This window comes from Oceanobacillus alkalisoli, assembly GCF_022213125.1.
Taxonomy (GTDB): Bacteria; Bacillota; Bacilli; order Bacillales; family Amphibacillaceae; genus Oceanobacillus; species Oceanobacillus alkalisoli.
Window position 1 is genome coordinate 164,929 of the sequence record NZ_JAKNRA010000002.1, and the last position, 14,740, is coordinate 179,668.

Annotated in this window: 18 protein-coding genes and 1 pseudogene; 13 read left to right on the plus strand and 6 right to left on the minus strand. The window is 37.6% G+C overall.

Features of this window, described 5'->3' with window-relative positions; all coding sequences use genetic code 11:
• Positions 1 to 47: 47 nt before the first annotated feature.
• The 3 genes and pseudogenes from L3V42_RS05425 to L3V42_RS05435 form a co-directional block, all read left to right on the plus strand.
• Positions 48 to 1,700: a DEAD/DEAH box helicase gene (locus L3V42_RS05425; protein ID WP_238471503.1), complete on the plus strand. Its 1,653-nt coding sequence runs from the start codon at positions 48 to 50 to the stop codon at positions 1,698 to 1,700.
• A 1-nt stretch (position 1,701) separates the two neighbouring features.
• Entirely contained in the window at positions 1,702 to 2,499 is a 798-nt protein-coding gene (locus L3V42_RS05430) for a YqhG family protein (RefSeq protein WP_238471504.1), read from the plus strand.
• Between the two features lie 101 nt (positions 2,500 to 2,600).
• Positions 2,601 to 2,873 (plus strand): annotated as a pseudogene (locus L3V42_RS05435) (zinc ribbon domain-containing protein); the annotation flags it as partial.
• Here L3V42_RS05435 and L3V42_RS05440 read toward each other — a convergent pair.
• Positions 2,838 to 3,020: a YqzE family protein gene (locus L3V42_RS05440; RefSeq protein WP_235760895.1), complete on the minus strand. Its 183-nt coding sequence runs from the start codon at positions 3,018 to 3,020 to the stop codon at positions 2,838 to 2,840. The pseudogene L3V42_RS05435 and the gene L3V42_RS05440 overlap by 36 nt on opposite strands.
• A gap of 128 nt (positions 3,021 to 3,148) precedes the next feature.
• On the opposite strand from L3V42_RS05440, the gene comGA reads away from it, so the two are divergent.
• The 9 genes from comGA to L3V42_RS05485 all read left to right on the plus strand — a co-directional run bounded on the left by comGA (position 3,149) and on the right by L3V42_RS05485 (position 8,122).
• Positions 3,149 to 4,171, plus strand: coding sequence for a competence type IV pilus ATPase ComGA (gene comGA / locus L3V42_RS05445; protein WP_238471505.1), 1,023 nt, complete (start codon positions 3,149 to 3,151; stop codon positions 4,169 to 4,171).
• Complete coding sequence (locus L3V42_RS05450; RefSeq protein WP_238471506.1) at positions 4,116 to 5,171, plus strand: type II secretion system F family protein; 1,056 nt, start codon at positions 4,116 to 4,118, stop codon at positions 5,169 to 5,171. The genes comGA and L3V42_RS05450 overlap by 56 nt, the downstream gene beginning before the upstream one ends.
• A 14-nt stretch (positions 5,172 to 5,185) precedes the next feature.
• Positions 5,186 to 5,488, plus strand: coding sequence for a competence type IV pilus major pilin ComGC (gene comGC / locus L3V42_RS05455; RefSeq protein WP_235760898.1), 303 nt, complete (start codon positions 5,186 to 5,188; stop codon positions 5,486 to 5,488).
• Positions 5,488 to 5,937: a competence type IV pilus minor pilin ComGD gene (gene comGD / locus L3V42_RS05460; RefSeq protein WP_235760899.1), complete on the plus strand. Its 450-nt coding sequence runs from the start codon at positions 5,488 to 5,490 to the stop codon at positions 5,935 to 5,937. Before comGC ends, comGD begins: the two co-directional genes overlap by 1 nt.
• Positions 5,906 to 6,247 carry a type II secretion system protein gene (locus L3V42_RS05465; protein ID WP_235760900.1) on the plus strand — a complete coding sequence of 114 codons (342 nt, stop codon included), beginning with the start codon at positions 5,906 to 5,908 and terminating at the stop codon, positions 6,245 to 6,247. The genes comGD and L3V42_RS05465 overlap by 32 nt, the downstream gene beginning before the upstream one ends.
• Positions 6,195 to 6,650, plus strand: coding sequence for a competence type IV pilus minor pilin ComGF (locus L3V42_RS05470; protein WP_238471507.1), 456 nt, complete (start codon positions 6,195 to 6,197; stop codon positions 6,648 to 6,650). Before L3V42_RS05465 ends, L3V42_RS05470 begins: the two co-directional genes overlap by 53 nt.
• Positions 6,616 to 6,999 (plus strand): hypothetical protein, encoded by a 384-nt coding sequence (locus L3V42_RS05475; RefSeq protein WP_235760902.1) that lies wholly within the window; start codon positions 6,616 to 6,618, stop codon positions 6,997 to 6,999. Before L3V42_RS05470 ends, L3V42_RS05475 begins: the two co-directional genes overlap by 35 nt.
• A gap of 105 nt (positions 7,000 to 7,104) precedes the next feature.
• On the plus strand, positions 7,105 to 7,803 hold the full coding sequence (locus L3V42_RS05480; RefSeq protein WP_238471508.1) for a helix-turn-helix transcriptional regulator: 699 nt from the start codon (positions 7,105 to 7,107) through the stop codon (positions 7,801 to 7,803).
• A 76-nt stretch (positions 7,804 to 7,879) separates the two neighbouring features.
• Positions 7,880 to 8,122: a DUF2626 domain-containing protein gene (locus L3V42_RS05485; protein WP_235760904.1), complete on the plus strand. Its 243-nt coding sequence runs from the start codon at positions 7,880 to 7,882 to the stop codon at positions 8,120 to 8,122.
• A 206-nt stretch (positions 8,123 to 8,328) separates the two neighbouring features.
• On the opposite strand, the gene L3V42_RS05490 is transcribed toward L3V42_RS05485, so the two are convergent.
• The gene (locus L3V42_RS05490; RefSeq protein ID WP_235760905.1) at positions 8,329 to 8,952 is read right to left on the minus strand and encodes an MBL fold metallo-hydrolase; all 624 of its coding nucleotides are present in this window, start codon (positions 8,950 to 8,952) and stop codon (positions 8,329 to 8,331) included.
• Positions 8,953 to 9,121: 169 nt separating this feature from the next.
• On the opposite strand from L3V42_RS05490, the gene L3V42_RS05495 reads away from it, so the two are divergent.
• Entirely contained in the window at positions 9,122 to 9,298 is a 177-nt protein-coding gene (locus L3V42_RS05495; RefSeq protein ID WP_235760906.1) for a DUF2759 family protein, read from the plus strand.
• Positions 9,299 to 9,340: 42 nt separating this feature from the next.
• Here the strand turns inward: L3V42_RS05495 and L3V42_RS05500 are convergent, their stop codons facing one another.
• From L3V42_RS05500 to L3V42_RS05515, 4 genes are all read right to left on the minus strand, one after another.
• Positions 9,341 to 11,269 carry an LTA synthase family protein gene (locus tag L3V42_RS05500; protein ID WP_235760907.1) on the minus strand — a complete coding sequence of 643 codons (1,929 nt, stop codon included), beginning with the start codon at positions 11,267 to 11,269 and terminating at the stop codon, positions 9,341 to 9,343.
• A 202-nt stretch (positions 11,270 to 11,471) separates the two neighbouring features.
• Positions 11,472 to 12,437, minus strand: a complete 966-nt coding sequence (locus L3V42_RS05505) for an ROK family glucokinase (protein WP_235760908.1) — start codon at positions 12,435 to 12,437, stop codon at positions 11,472 to 11,474.
• Positions 12,434 to 12,655, minus strand: a complete 222-nt coding sequence (locus L3V42_RS05510) for a YqgQ family protein (RefSeq protein WP_235760909.1) — start codon at positions 12,653 to 12,655, stop codon at positions 12,434 to 12,436. Before L3V42_RS05510 ends, L3V42_RS05505 begins: the two co-directional genes overlap by 4 nt.
• 264 nt (positions 12,656 to 12,919) lie before the next feature.
• The gene (locus tag L3V42_RS05515; protein WP_235760910.1) at positions 12,920 to 14,479 is read right to left on the minus strand and encodes a rhomboid family intramembrane serine protease; all 1,560 of its coding nucleotides are present in this window, start codon (positions 14,477 to 14,479) and stop codon (positions 12,920 to 12,922) included.
• Positions 14,480 to 14,740: the final 261 nt, after the last annotated feature.

Here is a 14,740-nt window from a genome sequence, read left to right on the forward strand (position 1 = left end):
AGGTATAGTGGAATCCAAATTTTATCTAGATACTCGGGGTGTAACATATGGATTTGGTTCAATTGACAATTAATCAAACGTTTATAAAAGAATTAGAGGAACGACTTAACAATGACGGGCCATTTAGCTCCCATCAATTGTTTTCACTTGGCTTTCAAGCCGAACAAGCAAGAATTATCCCCTCTTTTTCAGGGTTGAGGAGTTTAGACTTTTTGCCGCATATGTCTTTCCTTGATCATCAAGTGGAAACAGCATTAGAAACGATAGAAAAAATGAATGGCAGGGCGATTCTTGCTGATGAAGTTGGTTTAGGAAAAACAATTGAAGCCGGATTGATTTTAAAGGAATACATGCTGCGTGGACTTGTTAAAAACGCGTTAATCCTTGTTCCAGCTTCTCTTGTGAACCAATGGGTGAATGAATTGAATACGAAATTCTATATTCCTGCTGTCCATCACCGGAAACATCATAACTGGGAAGGCAACACAATTCTAGTCTCATCCCTTGATACTGCAAAACGCACACCTCATCAGGAAGTGATTCTAGCAAATGAATATGACTTAGTTTTAATTGATGAGGCACATAAACTAAAAAACGACCAGACGAAAAATTATCAATTTGTGCGGCAGATTAAAAAGAAATACTGCTTATTATTAACCGCTACACCAATTCAAAATGATTTAATGGAAATATTTAATTTGATTTCCATTTTAAAACCGGGACATCTTGGAGATGTCACTTCCTTTAAAGAAAAATATTCCAGTAAAACCGAAAAGCAGGAAGCGGATGTTTATCTGAAACAACTGATTGAGCGAGTCATGATTCGGAATACAAGGGAAAATACAAATTTAAAACCTTCGAACCGAATTATCGAGACTGTTCTCGTTGATTTTTCAAATGAAGAATCAGAGGTTTATGAACAACTAAATAATATGCAGCGGGGACAAGATATATTTACAAAGATTACCTTATTACGAGAGATTTGTTCTTCAAGGGAAGCTTGTTATCTTTCTCTTGCGAAATTACAAGAAACAAATCCGCAAGATGCGGAAATATATTCTATCATTCAAAAAATCAATGCATTACCTGCTCACTCCAAGGCTATGAAAGCAGTCGAATTAATTGAACAGATTGGAGATGAGAAGGTAATTATATTTACGGAATACCGGGCAACTCAATTGTATTTACAATGGATTTTACAACAGCACGGAATTAGCTCCGTACCATTTAGAGGTGGATTTAACCGCAGTAAGAAGGACTGGATGCTTCAATTGTTTAAAGGTCAAGCACAAGTATTGATTGCAACAGAAGCTGGTGCTGAAGGAATCAACCTGCAGTTTTGTCATCACTTGATTAATTATGACTTACCGTGGAATCCGATGAAAATAGAACAACGAATTGGTAGAATCCATCGTTTTGGTCAGGATAATGATGTGAAAGTGTATAATCTTGCTGTTAAGCAGACTATTGAAGAACATATACTACATGTGCTTTACGAGAAGATCCAGTTATTTGAAAATGTTATTGGTGAACTTGATGCAATTCTTTCCAATTTAAATATCGCGGATGTCGAGGAAGAAATCGAAACTATATACAGGGAATCGGATTCCTTGGGAGAAGCGGAAATTAAACTTGAAAATTTAGCATCCATCGTCCAAAAGATAGCAGATGAAACAAGTGAAAAAAGTGTAGGTGAATAAGATGGCAATTGTTGATATCGAACAATTTATAATCGATTATTTCAGCGCGTATCAATGTAATCCTTTGAAGATAGAAGATGGCGTTATGCAAGTGGAGTTAACAGAGGAATTAGACAAGATATTAATGAATCGTCCCTTTTATTGGCATTATATTCAAAGTCTTGGCCAAGAAGGTGTACCAATGACATTGACACTCATAACAAACCCGGATAAAAGAGAGCAAGCAGGAGAATGGATCGATATCGGCAGTCCAAGACTGCAACAGATCTTCAATCATGTTACGCAGCATGAGAAATATACATTACTTTTCCAAGAAGTAAATACGGATAAAAACACCCCGCTTTACCCATGGTTGCTCGCGAATTTTAAAGTGAGTTATAGAGGGAGACAAAAGAAAGAAGAAATTATTTCCCTCGGTATCCAACTTGTTACTGGAAAAGTAATTGTGAATATGATGGATGAGTTGAATAAACTTGCTTTGAAACAACAAATATCCAATTTTTGCTATACAATCTCACCAATTATTACATTGACAAGCGGATTTAAGCGCATTGAAAAAATCATCCAGCATTATGTTGAAAATCAACCGAAAGAATGGGCTAATGAAGCATTGGAAACACGAAATGAAGAAATCGCCCTCTTAAAGCAATTTTACAAGGACGATTTGGAGAATAATATCGTCAAGAAGGAAATGGAGGAAATTAACAATCGATATACACCAGAAATTACAATTGACGTAACAAGTGGAGGGTTGATTTACTTACTCCAAGACTTTCCTGATATTGAACGGTTTTCATAAAGAAGTCTACCATCCTCAAGGAATGTGAAAGTGCGAATAGCACCAATGAGTAGGCGGGAGATGAATTTCGGTTGCTTTAGCCAAAATTCCTTCCATACGGTATTGAAGACTTGGACATGAAAGGAATCTCAAGAGCTCTTCACTTTGGAATAAGTGTTCACGACAACGGTTGGTGGATGTTCACGTTCTTTTTAGCGTATAACCTAAAAGAATAAGGGAAACAACTTGTGAAAGTTGGTAAATGGTTTCCTTCCACTAAGAAGTGTTCTTCCTGTGGTGCAGAAAAACCGATGAAATTATCTGAACGCACCTACCGTTGTTCCTGCGGTTATGTGGGTTTACGCTCGTCTTCCTTTAAGAAACAATTTAAATGAGAATGGAAGGATTCCAAACCAGCGATTCAGCACAACAGATCCATCCTGCTTCTCCGCTTCCCTCCGCTCCTTCCGTTCCTCACGCGGGCTGTTCATGTATTTAACAATTTCTTCTGTAATAAATTTCAAATAATTATTCGTTGACATCCTGTTGCCTCCTCTTGTTTTTTAATAGCTTATACGACTTAAAAATATTTATACAAATTAATTAAAAATAAAGCAGGAATATCTCAATACATGTCGAATCATATAATTTATAAGGAGGTGAAACTAACTTGAACCCGGCCTTACCCTTGGTTAAACAAATAATGGAACAGGCAATCAACGAACATGCTACAGACCTTCACTTCATACCTTCTCCAAACGAAACGAAAATCCACTTTCGTATTCAGGGCACCCGTAAATTCCATTCTGTTATCTCTAAGAGTCAATATGAGCTTTTGCTAACCTTTTTTAAATTCAAGGCAGGAATGGATATTGGAGAATCAAGAAAACCCCAAGATGGCAGTATTGCCAACCTTTTCCCAGCACTCGGTAAATATACATTAAGGCTATCCACGCTACCGATGCTCGCATCGGAAAGTTTGGCGATTAGAATTTTACCACAAGAAGACTTCCTCCCACTTGATGAATTATTTCTCTTCCCTTATCAATTAAATGAGCTCAAAAAATCGGCAATTGCTCAATCTGGCTTAGTTTTAATTACCGGACCTGCTGGAAGTGGAAAGTCAACAACCCTTTATGCCTTAATTCGTTTCTTGATGAAAGAACACTCCTATCAAGCGATAACGCTAGAAGACCCTGTTGAAAGGCAAATTGATGATGTCATTCAAGTACAAATTAATGAACAAGCAGGCATTACCTATCAAGCTGGATTGAAAGCAGCATTAAGACATGACCCGGATATATTAATGATAGGAGAATTAAGGGATGAAGCAACCGCTCACTTTGCTTTACAGTCATCACTGACGGGACACCTCGTGTTTAGCACGTTCCATGCACGCGATGCAGTCGGAACGATTTACCGGTTGCTCGATATGGGGATTAAACAACAAGATCTGTTTCAATCACTTGTTGCTGTTATATCCATAAAATTAATCCCTATTCGGCAAAAGGGCATTATTCGACGGGCAGCAATTTTAGAATTTCTAAGTGGAGAAGATTTGAATAAGGCAATCTATTCTCGATTTGATTTCCATCAACAAGACAGGAATTCCTTTAAACATTTAAGGAGGAAAGCATATGCATACGGCTTCACCGCTGAAGGTTTTCCTAAAGAAGCAGCGGAAAATACCTGAAACGATTCAAATTCGTTTTTTAAAACGTCTCGAACGCTTTTTGATAAATGGGTATTCGTTACAGGACGCCCTTGAAGCGACTGCTTGGGACAAAGATTTGGCCTCTATTTCCCTTTACTTTTTGGAGAAATTAAAAGAAGGTATACGTCTCGATACTATTTTCGAACAGGCTGGTTTTCATCCTTCGATTAGTTCCTTTCTGTATTTTATCAATGCAAATTCAGACTTGAAAGAAGCAGTTGGAAAATGCCTGGAATTAGTCGAGCATCATTTCCAGAACGTCCGAAAGTTCAAGCAGATCATTCGTTATCCCTTATTTCTTCTGCTTATTTTCTCTGTTGTTTTATTTTTTATTAACCACCGCGTACTTCCCGCGTTCCAATCATTATTTACCTCTTCTCCTGAGACGCAAACAACGATCAATCTCTTAAAATGGTTAATGGATTTGATTCAATTTTCCGCTATCTTTATTATCGTGTTAAGCATCCTTTTCACAATTATCTGGCGTTATGTGCGCCCAAGAATATCTATGGAAGAGCAATTGAAAGTGATTGAGCGTATTCCTTTCTATCGCTATTATTTACGGTTGCAAACAAGCTTGCAGCTTTCCACCCATTTTAGTTCGTTGCTAAAAGCAGGACTTAGCCTAAAGGAAATTCTTGCAGAACTTGCTCGCCAGAATAGACTCCCGATTATTTCTTATTATGCGACATTACTGACCAATAATTTAGAACGGGGTTACCATATTAGCAACTTACTCGAAGAATTACCGTTAATAGAAAAACAACTAGCTGCAATATTCCAGAAAAATACGACTATTCCCGTATTAGAAAAAGACCTTACATTATATAGTGATATGTTGCTTGACGAGATGGAACGAATGATGATTCGAGTCATTACATCTATTCAGCCTGTATTTTATACAGTACTCGGGGTATTTATTGTTTTTATTTACTTAAGTATGATGTTGCCTATGTTTCAACTAATGAATTCATTTTAAAAGGAGCGATTATAATGTTTAACAATGAACGTGCGTTTACGCTGATTGAGATGTTAATCGTAATGCTTGTTATCTCCGTATTGCTATTACTGATTATCCCTAACTTGGCAAATCAGTCGGAAAATGTGAATGATAAAGGTTGTGAAGCCTTGAAAGAGATTGTTCAAACGCAGGTAGAAGCATATTATTTGGATAACAAAGAGAAAGTCAATGATATACAGACACTCGTATCAGCAGGTTATCTAAAAGATAACCAAACAAGCTGCGGAGACACTCCAATCACAATCAATAATGGTAAAGTAAACGATGACTCGTAATGATGCAAAGAAACGGTTTTACTCTGATTGAAATGCTTCTTACGCTCAGTATCCTATCCATTCTTTTCTTGCTCACCATTCCCCTTCAATCTGATTTGCTTACTAAACAACAGGAAGAACAATTCATTGAGGTATTACAACAAGATGTACTGCTTATCCAAAACCAATCAAGTAAGCATAGGAGAGACGAAATGTATATCCGATTTTTTGATGATTATTACAGCATCCTGTCCGGGGTGAATAAACCTTTTGCATACCGGGAATATCCTGCAGATTGGACGTTGGTTACTACGAACCAGTCACGACTGATCCGATTCGTACAAACTGGAACCATCCTCCAACCCCGAACCCTTGTTATGTATACACCCAATCATAAGTTATATATCGTATTCCCACTCGGCAAAGGGAGGTTTTATATTGAAAAAGAAAAACGGATACTCGATGATTGAAGTTTTAATCGCCTCCACCATATTTTTTCAAGCGCTCATTATATTTATACCGATATACACAGATATTCAGACGGCAAAAGATACATTGGGGGATAGAAGATGGGCAGCTCATCAATTACAAGCTGAATTGCAGCAATTTATTTTGGGGAACCCTCCCCCGCTTCCTGTTAGTAAAGAAACGACAAAAGACGGAAAGGCCTTTCACTTTCATTTTTATAAAGAAGACATATACACGAAGGGATGTGTATCTTGGGAGAATGCAGAAGAAACCGAAGAAGAAATCTGTTTACTCGCAATACCTAAAGAATGAGCGTGGTTTTAATTTTATTTCTTTGCTGACGATGCTAACTGTCATCTTTCTCACATTGCCGTTTTTAGTTTATGCTTTGCAAGCTGTCAAGCCGACAAATAATTATGAAGAACTTGCAGTATATGAATTTTTTCGCTTTGTTCGAGATGATATCCTTGAATCTCATCATTATTATATCCAGGATCATACTCTTTATTTACTTCAAGCAAACGAACAAACCGCTTCGATTAGTAAATATGATTCCTTAGTCAGAAGACAGATTGATGGCAGGGGGCATGAAATTTATTTGCGCGGCGTGCAGTTTCTCAGGTTTCAGGAGGAGCCATTCGGTATAAAGTTGATTATCACGACAGAAGAAGGTATAACATATGAAAGGTTATTTCCGTTTTATAACGGAGTCTAACGGTTTTATTCTGCTTCATATATTATTTATCATTGCCATCCTCTTCTTGCTTGTCACCGGCAGTATTTTCTCTTACCGGAATGAAGTCCATATAACGGAAACACAAGTGGAACAGATACATGTCGAAAGTTTATTTCAAATGAGCCGATTGAAATATGTAAAAGAACAAATGCAAAATGAAGAAATATTGCAGACGGCCTCCTATGATTTTCCGAATGGTGATGTCGATATTAGGATAACCCACTTATCGGAAGCTTACCGAAAATTGCAGTTCCACATTAATCCGTCTAATCAAGAATCTCTCTTTACGGTTAATCATGTAATAAAAAACGAGATGTTTCGTGAATAATTATGTATACTTTTCAACAAAGCTTGAATACTCAGCTCTTTTTCCCGTTTTTCTAATATAATTAAGGTGTAAATGATCTGTAGCATAATTATGGGGTGAAAAATAATGAAGAACACATTAAAGGTTACCAATGTGATGAGCGACCCTACAAGATTCAATATTTATCAACATTTAGTGGAGCACCATCAAGATGTGAGTGTCACCGATATTTCCGAGGCTTTTGATATTCATCCGAATGTGGCCAGACTCCATTTATCCAAACTCGAAGAAATTAATCTTGTTACCTCTTATTTGAAAAAAACAGGGAAAGGTGGCCGTCCGGGTAGACGCTATCAGTTATCAAATGAAGTTGTCGAATTGAACTTCCCTGCACGGGATTATAAGATCCTTTCATCTATTGCCCTTGAAGCTTTAATGGATCTCGGCGAACCAGGGAAACAAGCTCTGTACGAAACAGGGAAAAAATACGGAACAGAAGTAATGCATCAGGATATGAAGCATCTTAATGAGGATGCCGATGTGAAGGAGAAAATTACGGTACTTGAACGAACAGGCCGCATGCTTGGCATGTACCCTTCCTTCAAATATGATAAAGAAACAAACAGTATCCATTTTTCAGTGAATAATTGTCCATTTAGAGAAATTGCAAGCAATAATCACCAGCTCGTCTGTGAGATGCATCGCATCTTTTTAAAGGGTATGTTTGAAGCATTATTTACTTCGATTGAATTAATAGAAGAGAAAAATATGTTTGCCGATAATTGCAGTAATTGTGCTTATATCGCAAAACTTTCAATCGTTTAAGGTCAATCGTTTACAATAGTTGCTTCCTCGTTTATAATAACTATGAAAGGTTAACTAGAAGGAGGGGGAAAGAGACATGGATCGTGTGTTTCGTATGCTGGGCTTTTGGACAGGGATTTTTGCCGTTATGTTCTATGTTGGGGACATGATGGTACCATCCGTACTATCCTTGATTCAAACAGTATTTTTCCTTACAGTAGGCTACTTAAAATTATCAGAACGGATGTATATGTATTTATTCGGAGCTTATTTAACAGTATTCATGATAGGTTATACATGGTATTCTGAATTTATACTTGTACCAGGGTTCGGCGGTTAAACGTAAAAAAGGCGGAAGCGCCCGTTTAGCAACGTACAAACCTGTGGAGTGTCAAGTTTGCTAGTTGCTGGGCGCTGGAGCCGGATGTGGCTAGTTCCGGTAATAGTAATTGCCCACAGTATTTTTAATTTATTGTTTCTATAACGCGAAAAACCATGCAGGGGGTAATTGCATGGTTTTTTTCTTTTATCATCTTAATGTGCCAATTATCCACGGAAAAACGGATTGTTCACTTTTTCAAAACCGATTGTTGTACTTGGTCCATGTCCAGGATATACTTCATATGCATCCTCTAACTTATATAATTTTTCTTTAATGGAATGTTCAAGCGTCGGCAAGTCTCCTCCCGGCAGATCTGTCCTTCCTATTCCTTGGTTGAAGAGCGCGTCACCACTGAAGACTTGTTTCGTATCTGTAAAAATGAAACTCATGCTGCCTGGCGAATGCCCCGGTGTATGTGCGACAGTGAATTGGAACTCCCCAATGGAAAACGGGCCTTCCTCAATCGTGATTTCAGCTTCCGTTGCTATAATTTCGTTGCCCATTAATTTATGAGAACCATTAAGCATCGGATCTGTTAGCCAGTTTTGTTCCGCTTCGTTAATGTATACATTCAACTGGAACTTATTTCTAACTGCCTCCAGGCCTCCAATATGATCAAAATGAGCATGTGTTAATAGGATACCTAAAGGTGTCAGCTCATTTTCTTCTATGTATTGAATAATTTGATCCGCGTCACCACCAGGGTCAACAATCAAAGCATGATTATCCTTTGATAAAATATAACAATTTGTCCCGATCATCCCGACCGGCATTGTCTTTATTTCCATTCTTCTCATCTCCTCTACTTCTGAAAAGCATTTCCTTTAGGTTATGCCTCGACAAAAATATTGATATGCATTAAAATGATTATAGTGTATCTACATAATAATATAAAGGGATCCTTAGGGCTAGTATTTCATTCTAAGGAAGAATAGACATAAGGAGGGTGAATTTTTCATGAGCCACATTATATTAGCAATCATATTCTTGTTAGTCGCATTACTTGCGGTTATTTCCGTAATTCGTCAATTGAAAATTAAAAACTATTTTGCATTGATTTTCTCCGTATTAACAGCAGTAGCTTTTGGATTCTTCTCTATTGCTACAATCATTTCAGAGCTGTCCAGTCTCTAAGTAACTAAAACTAAAGTAATAGTAAAAAACAGGTGGAGAATATTACTTCTCTACCTGTTTTTCTTCTGTGAAATCTACGAAACGGAACAGATCTCCGTATATAATGTCATCGGAATAGCCTAATTCCAATTCCACTTTCTCTTTAATTTCATCACAAGGAGTACTTGCGCCTGTAGCTGGTTCTCCTTCAGTCGCTTCTTCTTCCTCTGCATCAATTAATTCACCGGTATCGACGTCATAGCACATACCTACCGTTGATAGATAATCATCTGTTATAAAGTCACCGTTTCTTAAAGCGATATAGCCTTTCCTGTTCTCTGCAAACAAATCATTACCAAAGTAAATATCATTTGTATGCTCAATCCCAAGCAGGCTTAGAATCGTTGGCTTCAAATCGATTTGTCCCGAAACCGTGGAGATGGTTTCTCCTTCCCCATGACCGGGAATGTGTACAAATAATGGTACTTTGAGTAACTGTACCTGATCATATGGAGTGATTTCTTCTTTATCCAAGTACATGCTCATTGCACGGTTATGGTTGGCACTAATCCCAATATGGTCTCCCATAATGATTATGATGGAATCTTCATAAAGACCTGCCTGTTTTAAGTGATCAAAGAATTCTTCCATCGCTTCGTCTGCATAACGTACTGCAGGGAAATAGTTATTAAGCGTGTTTGAGTTTGAATCATATGGTTCAATTGATTTATCTTCTTCATCCATTTCAAATGGGAAATGGTTTGTCAGCGTAATGAATTTTGTATAGAATGGCTGCTCCATCGCTTGTAAATACTTGATTGATTGTTCAAAGTACGGTTTATCTTTCAGTCCCCAGCCGACTGAGTTTTCATCTGTTATTTCATAGGCATCTTCACTATAGAAATAGTCAAGATTCAAACTTCTGTACATCCCATCCCGGTTCCAGAAGCTCTTATTATTCGCATGCAGCACTGCTGAGAAATAGTCTTCCTCTTCCAGTATTTCCGGAAGGGCATGATATTCGTTACTTCCATGTGTAAAGAACACAGCACCTCTTGAAAGTGGATATAAGGAATTTTCAACCAGGAATTCTGAATCCGATGTATTTCCTTGACCAGTTTGTTCAAAGAAGTTATCGAAATAGTACGTATCCTCATCTTCTACAAGCTTATTTAGAAATGGTGTAACTTCTTCACCATTCACTTCATTTCCAACAACAAAGCCTTGAATCGATTCGGCATTAATGAAAATAACATTTTTACCTTCTGCAACACCGAACATATCCGATTTCTCTGTGATCATCACATTTTCTTTAATGTAATCTTGAATCTCAGGTATTTCATTTCCATCTGCGAATACACGTTGGGACTCCGCTTTCGAATGAACTACAAGGTCATAAACATGGTAATTAAATAGCCCGATATTCTTCACTAAATACTCTCTGTCAAATGCACGTGTAAATAATTGCGGCCTCTCCATCTCAGCAAGGAAAAAGTTCCCCGCAAGCAATAATAAGGACATGGAAAGTGCAAAAGCTTTTCCGCGTTTCAAATATTGCACAGATACAATTGATTCTTTCTTCTTACTTAAATACCAAACAATTGCCGCATCAGCAAATAAAAGAATGTCATATGGCTTGATTAATGTAAGAATACTTGAACCTAAATCCGTCATATTACTCCCCATAAATAATTGCGGGAGTGTAATAAAGTCCGTGAATTGACGATAGAATACTAGGTTTGCAAATACAACAAAACTAAAAAGCAGTGCCGTGTAACGCAAGTATTTCATTTGCCTGGACGCTTTGTTGAACCATACAGACAGTGCAAAAATCAGAAATGCCGAGACAAACGGATTAACAAATAAAATGAACTCTTGCATTCTATTTTCTAGTTCAATATTAAACATAAAACGGTAAACAATGTATGTTTTTAAACCGAAAAGCAAGGATGCAATAATATATAGCGGTAATCTTGCTTGTTTTTTCCTCATTCTAAATCCTCCCAAATGTAAAGAGAACAGAAGTGTAAAGTGGCCATCCATTCCCAGTTTGAGCAATTTGTAAACTTTTCTTTTACAATTCACTTATACTATTAGACGAAAACCGAGTAAGAAAGGTTTCATCTTTATTTACATTTACTTCATATTTTTTCTAACTTCTTATTTTAATAGATAAGCTAAAAAAAATCTAGAGTTAACTTCCTTCCATATTCTGCTTAACATAGAAAGCAGCACCAATGATGCCTGCATCATTGCCGAGAACCGCCTGCTTGATTTCACAGTTTGCTTTTACCCTTGGTAATGCATAATCCTCAAAAGAAGTACGGATTTGATTGATGAAAGGCTCTCCCGCCTGGGAAACTCCTCCACCAATAAGAATCTTCTCCGGATTGAGAATCACACCCAAATCTGCGAAAGTCCGACCTAATACTGCCGCAACTTTAGTTACTATTTTCATAGCGGCTGCATCGCCTTTTTCAGCCATTTGAAAAACATCTTTCGCAGTAATAGTATTTGTTTCTTCATACATCTTAGCAAGTGCTGAACCGGGTTGCTCCGCACTGCTCTCACTTGCAAGTCTCACGATGCCGGTTGCTGATGCAATTGTTTCTAAACAACCGCGCTTTCCGCAGTTACAAGGGGCTCCATTCTCTTCAATCAATATATGACCAAGTTCTCCTGCCATGCCATTTATTCCATTTAGAATGGCACCATTAGCTATAATACCTGCGCCAACCCCAGTTCCGAGCGTAACGGCAATAACATGTTTCCCTTCATCCCCTGCACCTTGCCAATTTTCACCTAGGACAGCCATGTTGGCATCGTTCTCGATAAATACCGGTAAGCCAGATAAATCACTTAACTCTTTTGTGAATTGTTTATTTCTCCAGCCAATATTCGTTCCATAATAAACGATACCCTCATCACTGCTGACAAAGCCTGGAATGCCCGCCCCGATACCAAGAATTCGCTCTGTTGCTATATTTTTCAGTTGGAGTATTTCTTTTATTGACATCCATGTATCTTGCAAAATAAAAGAACCGTTTTCTTCCGTTCTCGTCGGTATATTCCATTTATGCAGAAGTTCACCATCAGTTGTAAATAATCCAAATTTAATGGAAGTACCGCCGATATCAATGCCTATCATATATTCACTCATGACCCCGCCCTCTTTCCTCTTTCTGCTTCTTCTAAAATGTTTCTTTCTTTTTGGAGAACAAGTTTTCCAGCGATGTATTCCTGCTGTGAAAAAAAATTCATTTTATAAAGTTCTTCAAGTTCACTTTCCATTAATATAAGATCGCCGATACGATCTCGTGAATAAACAAATGTGCCGAATCGCTTTAAAAGCATTCGGATGTCATATACAGAGTTCAATTGATTTCACCACTCCTTATTATACCAAAAAAATCAATGTAAAGAAAATTATAGCGAAGTTTTATTAGGAAACTTGGCATCCGCCAAGCCTTTACGGCGAATGCCTTAGTTGAACTTATGCAATAAGAAAGGCTTTATAATTTCTTACTATCAAAGAAGGAAATAGGCGTGGTGTTGTATATTTTTAATTGTCTCCTTTAGATCCGCAGTCCCGATACTTCTCGCTTTCTCTGTTCCGTATCGGGACTCTTTCCAAGATATATTTTAATTATCAGCTTCTCTCGGGGAATCACCCGTTATAAGTTCGTATAAATTGATGAAATCTTCATTGGTTGGATCCATTTGGTATGCTTGTTCGATTGCTTGGATGGACTTTTCAACCTCTCCGTCCATATCATACAGGATAGCCAGGTTATAATAAGCTTCTGGTAATGGTTCCTGAAGTGTGACACTCTTTTCTAAATCTCGCAATGCTTCTTCATAATTTCCAAGTTCAATATTAGCATATGAACGTTGAAATAAAAGCGAGCTTTCCATATCCCCTTCTAACGCCAAGGCTTCCGTTGCAACAGTCACAACTTCGTCATATTCATGTTGATTTAGATGTTCCTGGATTTGCATTAATCGGAATGTTTCACTGCTCTCATTCGCATGAACTCCGTAATACGTAACAGCGAAGAAGAATATAGCGGTGCTGATGGCTGCCGCAAACTGGAACACTGGTCGCTTGTTCTTCGGCATGCCGACAATTGCCGCAGCGAGGAACCCTGCAATTAATCCGCCAACATGAGCCGCCATGTCAATCCCCTCAATAGATAGCCCGATCACTAAATTGATAGCTAACACAAGTAGGATGCTCGAACCGATTGTTTGGAAGAATAATCGTTTATGCACAATACCAAAATAAAGAAACGCACCGAATAAACCGAATATCGCCCCAGAAGCTCCAGCACTTACACTTGTCGTATAGGCAAAACTCGCAATCGAGCCACCTAAACCAGCGAGCAAATAAATGAATATAAAACGGCTGCTTCCAAATATCTTCTCAACAGCAGTTCCTAAATAAAACACAGCAAGCATATTTAGTGCAAGGTGAATAAAACCAATATGGATGAACATGGAGCTGAATAGCCGCCACCATTCACCATCTATCATCATGGAAGGATTATACTTTGCACCAAATTGGATAAGCATTTCAATTGATGTCGTATCGCCTTGCCATTCCATATAGAAAAAGTAAAGCAAATTAATAATAATGAAAGCATAAGAAAAAAGTGGTTTTCCAAAGCTGAAAATATTTTCAACTTCTTTCCGTTTATTACTTAATAACGAAACAAAATGATATTTTATCTTCTCTATATTATTTTCTTTTGTTTCATCGGGTAATTCAAGATCATAGGAAATAGGGCTTGGCAGCAAATCTTTTTCAAATCGTTCTGCTTCATGCTCGTATTCTTCCTGGTCTAAATAATAAACTCTCATGCTCACTTTTGGTTTACCTTCAGCAGTCAATGGTTGTTTAAGTATATCCCATGTATCAACTGGTTGATGCATGGTGAAATAAAGATTATAGACTTCGATATTTTTCTTTAATACTTGCTTTACGTTTCGGACTCTTTGAAACAAAAATGAGATATCTTGTTTTAGATGGTTTTTCCAGTCGAATCCTTTATGTATGAGACGCACTACGATTGATGAATGGTTTTCATATTTCTCTAACCAAACTTCATTCGTTTTTTCATTTAAATATAATAAATTAAATTGATGATTTTTCACCAGGTCATTGGCAAACGTATATAACAGATATTGTTCATTTAAAGACATGAATTCACCTTCCTTCCCCTCATCATAGCAGATTTATTCTTCTAAATATATTATTATAACCCTTGCTTACCTTTCACAATTTGAAAAAGCTGAGTATATCTTTATGATCTAAAAAAGTTTCATATTACTTTCATTCAGCGTAGTATTTGCGCATTCTCTAGTCTGGAGTTCTGATCGCCGTTCAGTTGCCCGGTGGACGGATGCTTTCCACGGGCACGGGCACGGCCTCAGCTTCCTCGGAAGAAGTGCGCTTCCTGCGGG

Coding starts and splice junctions, on each gene's coding strand:
- L3V42_RS05425 (WP_238471503.1), top strand. CDS start 48: ATGGATTTGGTTCAATTGACAATTAATCAAACGTTTATAAAAGAATTA.
- L3V42_RS05430 (WP_238471504.1), top strand. CDS start 1,702: ATGGCAATTGTTGATATCGAACAATTTATAATCGATTATTTCAGCGCG.
- L3V42_RS05440 (WP_235760895.1), bottom strand. CDS start 3,020: ATGTCAACGAATAATTATTTGAAATTTATTACAGAAGAAATTGTTAAA.
- L3V42_RS05450 (WP_238471506.1), top strand. CDS start 4,116: ATGCATACGGCTTCACCGCTGAAGGTTTTCCTAAAGAAGCAGCGGAAA.
- comGC (WP_235760898.1), top strand. CDS start 5,186: ATGTTTAACAATGAACGTGCGTTTACGCTGATTGAGATGTTAATCGTA.
- comGD (WP_235760899.1), top strand. CDS start 5,488: ATGATGCAAAGAAACGGTTTTACTCTGATTGAAATGCTTCTTACGCTC.
- L3V42_RS05470 (WP_238471507.1), top strand. CDS start 6,195: ATGCAGAAGAAACCGAAGAAGAAATCTGTTTACTCGCAATACCTAAAG.
- L3V42_RS05475 (WP_235760902.1), top strand. CDS start 6,616: ATGAAAGGTTATTTCCGTTTTATAACGGAGTCTAACGGTTTTATTCTG.
- L3V42_RS05480 (WP_238471508.1), top strand. CDS start 7,105: ATGAAGAACACATTAAAGGTTACCAATGTGATGAGCGACCCTACAAGA.
- L3V42_RS05485 (WP_235760904.1), top strand. CDS start 7,880: ATGGATCGTGTGTTTCGTATGCTGGGCTTTTGGACAGGGATTTTTGCC.
- L3V42_RS05490 (WP_235760905.1), bottom strand. CDS start 8,952: ATGGAAATAAAGACAATGCCGGTCGGGATGATCGGGACAAATTGTTAT.
- L3V42_RS05495 (WP_235760906.1), top strand. CDS start 9,122: ATGAGCCACATTATATTAGCAATCATATTCTTGTTAGTCGCATTACTT.
- L3V42_RS05500 (WP_235760907.1), bottom strand. CDS start 11,269: ATGAGGAAAAAACAAGCAAGATTACCGCTATATATTATTGCATCCTTG.
- L3V42_RS05505 (WP_235760908.1), bottom strand. CDS start 12,437: ATGAGTGAATATATGATAGGCATTGATATCGGCGGTACTTCCATTAAA.
- L3V42_RS05515 (WP_235760910.1), bottom strand. CDS start 14,479: ATGTCTTTAAATGAACAATATCTGTTATATACGTTTGCCAATGACCTG.